Source organism: Streptomyces sp. BE303 (assembly GCF_036290945.1).
In the GTDB taxonomy this organism is placed as follows: Bacteria; Actinomycetota; Actinomycetes; order Streptomycetales; family Streptomycetaceae; genus Kitasatospora.
In genome coordinates this window covers 1-618 of the sequence record NZ_JAQYWZ010000517.1, presented here as the reverse complement: position 1 = coordinate 618, position 618 = coordinate 1, and the positions used below count along the sequence as shown (strand labels likewise).

Genomic DNA, 618 nt, shown 5'->3' with positions numbered 1-618 from the left:
GGCGTTCCTGTTCACGGGCCAGGGTGCGCAGCGTGCGTCGATGGGCCGGGGGTTGTACGAGGCGTTCCCGGTTTTCGCGGATGCCTTCGACCAGGTGGCGTTGCACGTGGATGCCTATCTGGACCGGCCGTTGGCGGAGGTTCTGGCGGACGAGGCGCTGATCCACCGCACCGGGTACGCGCAGCCGGCGTTGTTCGCCGTCGAGGTGGCGTTGCACGCGCTGCTGTCGCACTGGGGGGTGCGGGCGGACGTGCTGGTCGGTCATTCGATCGGTGAGATCGCTGCCGCGCACGTGGCCGGGGTGCTGTCGCTCGGCGATGCGGCGGCGTTGGTCGTGGCCCGGGGCCGACTGATGCAGGCCCGTCCCGCCGGTGGGGCGATGCTCGCGGGGGGTGCTTCCGAGGCGGAGGTGCTGGAGGCGTTCCCGGACGTGGACGTCGCCGTGGTGAACGGCCCTGGGGCCGGGGTGGTCGCGGGCCGGGAAGCCGAGATCGACGCCGTTGCCGAGGCTGCGGGTGGGCGGGGCTGGAAGTCCAGCCGTCTGCGGACCAGTCACGCCTTCCACTCCCGGCTGAGGGAGCCGATGTTGGAGGACTTCCGCGCCGTGGTGCGTGGGTT

Annotated in this window: 1 protein-coding gene; it reads left to right on the top strand. The window is 71.8% G+C overall.

Annotated elements, in window-relative coordinates; all coding sequences use genetic code 11:
• A partial coding sequence (locus tag PUR56_RS10900) for an acyltransferase domain-containing protein (protein ID WP_329948732.1) occupies positions 1-618 on the top strand: 618 nt, incomplete at both ends.